The sequence below is a fragment of the Acinetobacter sp. YH16044 genome (genome assembly GCF_013417145.1).
Taxonomy (GTDB): Bacteria; Pseudomonadota; Gammaproteobacteria; order Pseudomonadales; family Moraxellaceae; genus Acinetobacter; species Acinetobacter amyesii.
In genome coordinates this window covers 1-3436 of the sequence record NZ_VPEK01000090.1, presented here as the reverse complement: position 1 = coordinate 3436, position 3436 = coordinate 1, and the positions used below count along the sequence as shown (strand labels likewise).

At 37.2% G+C, this 3436-nt stretch carries 5 protein-coding genes and 1 pseudogene; 2 read left to right on the top strand and 4 right to left on the bottom strand.

The genetic code is table 11. From position 1 onward, the window contains the following. Window positions 1-420: hypothetical protein (locus FTV38_RS16945; protein ID WP_180023002.1), on the bottom strand; the 420-nt coding region annotated here is incomplete at its 3' end. Window positions 421-467: 47 nt separating this feature from the next. Beyond that, window positions 468-1433, bottom strand: a complete 966-nt coding sequence (locus tag FTV38_RS16940; RefSeq protein WP_127801922.1) for a replication initiation protein — start codon at window positions 1431-1433, stop codon at window positions 468-470. Window positions 1434-1777: 344 nt separating this feature from the next. Here FTV38_RS16940 and FTV38_RS16935 point away from each other — a divergent pair, with 344 nt between their 5' ends. Both FTV38_RS16935 and FTV38_RS16930 read left to right on the top strand, forming a co-directional pair. Beyond that, window positions 1778-2419: an AAA family ATPase gene (locus tag FTV38_RS16935; protein ID WP_004728244.1), complete on the top strand. Its 642-nt coding sequence runs from the start codon at window positions 1778-1780 to the stop codon at window positions 2417-2419. Further along, window positions 2419-2709 (top strand): hypothetical protein, encoded by a 291-nt coding sequence (locus FTV38_RS16930; RefSeq protein ID WP_127801923.1) that lies wholly within the window; start codon window positions 2419-2421, stop codon window positions 2707-2709. The genes FTV38_RS16935 and FTV38_RS16930 overlap by 1 nt, the downstream gene beginning before the upstream one ends. A gap of 37 nt (window positions 2710-2746) precedes the next feature. On the opposite strand, the gene FTV38_RS16925 is transcribed toward FTV38_RS16930, so the two are convergent. Then, window positions 2747-3043 carry a hypothetical protein gene (locus FTV38_RS16925; RefSeq protein WP_180009594.1) on the bottom strand — a complete coding sequence of 99 codons (297 nt, stop codon included), beginning with the start codon at window positions 3041-3043 and terminating at the stop codon, window positions 2747-2749. Beyond that, window positions 3044-3436 (bottom strand): annotated as a pseudogene (locus FTV38_RS16920) (chromosome partitioning protein ParA); the annotation flags it as partial. It lies immediately after the preceding gene.

Genomic DNA, 3436 nt, shown 5'->3' with positions numbered 1-3436 from the left:
CGCATGCTTGTAATCATCTGCAAGAGCAATATACATCTCACTTTGAGACTTTGAAGAAACCCAGTCTCTAACTTCATCATCAACAGCTATTTTTCCTATAGAGGAGAAATTAGAAGCCGTGACCAAAAACCACCAAGAAAGGAATGTAAAAGACAATAAAAGTAAAAGAATTAAGATAAGTAAGATCTTTAAACCATTAGATAATTCTGTAAAAAGCTCATCTGAAAAAGAAGTAGTAGAAAAAGCTACAATACCAGCAAGCAAAATATTTACGATAGCAATTAAACGCCCGATTTTTTCATCAAGACGATTAGCCCTCAAAAGTTCATCCCGATATTCATCATGTGCAACTTTAAAGTAAAGTTTAGAACACTCTAAAAAGTCCTCATCGCGTTCCAAATCATTATTAGTAAGACCCACAAAAAATCCCCTCGAGATTAAAAACAGAAGGCTGTTATCTGATAAGGCTATTGTCCCACCCCTAACCAACGTCGGACAGTCTTACGGTCGACCTCCAGTTGTTTTGCTATCTGGGTATTGTTCATGCCGTTAGCTTTCAGCTGTATTGCCTGTTCACGCTTTACTGAATAAGCCAATCCTTTGGCTTTACCACCCTTTGCTCCGCGCACTGCTTGTACGGCGCTGAACTCTCCATAGCTAAAACGCTGCCACACCCACTTAGCAATGCTCTTTGCTGTCGCTTTTACTTCGCTATAAGGTAAGGGTTGTTCAAACCCGCTGTTAATCGCTTCTATTTGCGCTCTGACGGCCTTTTCCCACTCAAGGCTAGTGTTATGGTGCATATAGTCTCTAATGGCCTTATACGCCCAATGACGGCCCTTCTCGAACATTGTAACGTTACGTCCTAAGCCGACAACTTCGAGCTTCTTCGGAATCCGCTTAGGTAGGTCAACAAAGTCCGCTAGGTAGTCCAGGGAATAAGCCCGCTCTGTCCAGAACGTGGTTCGCCATTGAGGATGTAAGGGGTTCTTGGTAATGAGGTGAGAATAGTTGCGATCTGCCCCCATTTTGAGCGCATAGGCATAGTAAACCGCCTGGGCATACTTGATTGCCTTAATGCTGGAAAAGTCGCTGGTACAAAGCGGTATCTCCAGCTTGTAGCAATGATGGCTATGACCATTAACAGGGTTTTGAGTAGTCCAAAAGGGTTTAGGTAAACCGGCATCAAACCAGGATAAAGCGGCATCTTCTTTGTCATCGTCAAAGACAAAGTAAATTGTGGTCAGGGGTGAATTTATCTGAATGTAGGGCTTTTTAACCGCGATGGATTTAGTACGGATGAGCATGTAGCCAGGCTTCTCATCCATGCAATATGGTTTATTTGGTAGACTCTCGAATAGATCGAGTTGCTGCTGTGTCCCCAATTCCGTTCTAAATTTAGTCAGTGTCGAGTGACTTTTTGTATAATTCATGGGTTTACACTTTAGTAAACCGCCTTTTGTTCTTTGCATATACTAAATTTGTGGTATATGATTATAACAAACACAAGACGGATTCATCTCCTTATTGTTGTTAAAGATACGAGCCTCGATTGATTCCATTCCGCCAAGTTTGAAAATCATCGGGGCTTTCTTTTGTAAGAATATAACTAATCAACAAAAAATTTCAATCAATAAAACTATATAAAATAATAAATTATCAAGATAGTTACGTAAGTTGCGCAAGTTAAATAATCTTATTATTTATAAACTATTGATCTAAATAGAAAACTTTATATAATGAATTTTAAATAAGTTACGTAAGTTAAATAATCAAGATGATAATTTTAGTTGGTGGTGAAAAAGGAGGGTCCGGTAAAAGTTGCCTCGCCCAAAATTTAGCTGTGTATTTACAAGCGAAAAAGAGAGATATTTTATTATTGGATGCTGATCCACAAGGTACTACTACTGATTGGATTAAAGAACGTGATGACAACAATAAAGTAGAAAGTATTCCTTCAGTACAAGCTGCTGGGAATATCCGTCAAATATTATTAGACCTGTCTAAACGCTATCAAGACATTATTATCGATGCAGGTGGTCAAGATTCTGAGGCTTTACGTTCAGCAATGACTATTGCAACTCATATGTTATTGCCATTTCGTCCTAAAAGACGTGATCTAAAAACATTGGTTCATGTTGAAAAGTTGATCCGATTAGCCAAAGCTGTAAATCCAGAGCTTTATACTCGAGCAGTTATTACTCAATGTCCAACTTTACCAAGTCAGTTTCAAAGAATATTAGACGCTAAAGAAGCATGTGAATCTTTTGATTTGATTCCACTTAACAATTTTACGTGTAATCGAAATATCTATGATGATGCTGATGAAAATGGATTATCTGTCTTTGAAATGTCATCTGATGAAAAAGCTAAACAAGAAATTGAACAAATTGCTAAAGAGTTTTTAGGAGATCTTTAATGGCACTTAAAGGCTTAAAAAAATCTGAGCAAAGTTTAAACGAAGAAAAAATCGAGGACTTTATTCAGGGTGCAACCAAACGTGTTAAGAAAATAGAGCCAACACAGCAAACTTATAAAAGATACACCTTCTCTTTAACTGAAGATGTCAATCATCAAATAGATACTCTTTTGGTAAATTGTAGAGTTGCTAAGGCCAATCGTTCTATCATTTTAAAAGCTGCTATTAGTCAACTAGAAAAACTATCTGCTGAAGAACTGCAAAAAATCGTATTAGATAAAATTAAGTAACTTACGTAAGTTAAGTAGCTTACGTAAGTTTTTTAAGTTACTTAACCTCATCTAAAACAGCTAATTGCAAATCCTCTTTTGAGAGTTTCTGTAACTGATGCAAAGCTGCTTTCAAAATGACTGAGCGATTTGCTTTGGCTACTCTTGAATCTATCAATAGATCATCAATTTCTTTGCTAACTTCTTCTGTTAGTGAAAAGGTAAATCGACGATATACCTGTTGTGAACACTCTAAATTTTTTACACGCTTAGTAGACCCGCTAATGAAATCCTCAATTTTTTGGTCTGTAGATTTAGATTCCTGAGCTGATTTTGTTAAACCTTTGAGTGCCATTTAAAGTTCTCCTAAAAACTCTAAAGCAAGTTGCTCTATTTCAATGATTGCCTTTTTATCGGTATCATCTTCAAATACAGAAAGTCCATTTTCATCGGCATCGTCATATACGTTCCGATTGGTTGTAAATTGATTCAAAGGCGATAAACCAAAAGACTCGCATGCATCTTTTGCATCAAGAATTCGCTGTACTTGGCTAGGTAATGTTGGACATTGAGTAATAACGGCTCTAGTAATTAAGTTTGGGTTAACTGCTTTAGCTAATTTAATAAGTTGTTCAACATGAACTAATGTCTTTAGGTCACGACGTTTAGGTCGAAATGGTAAAAGCATATGTGTTGCAATAGTCATTGCCGAGCGTAGAGCTTCGGAGTCTTGACCACCCGCATCAAT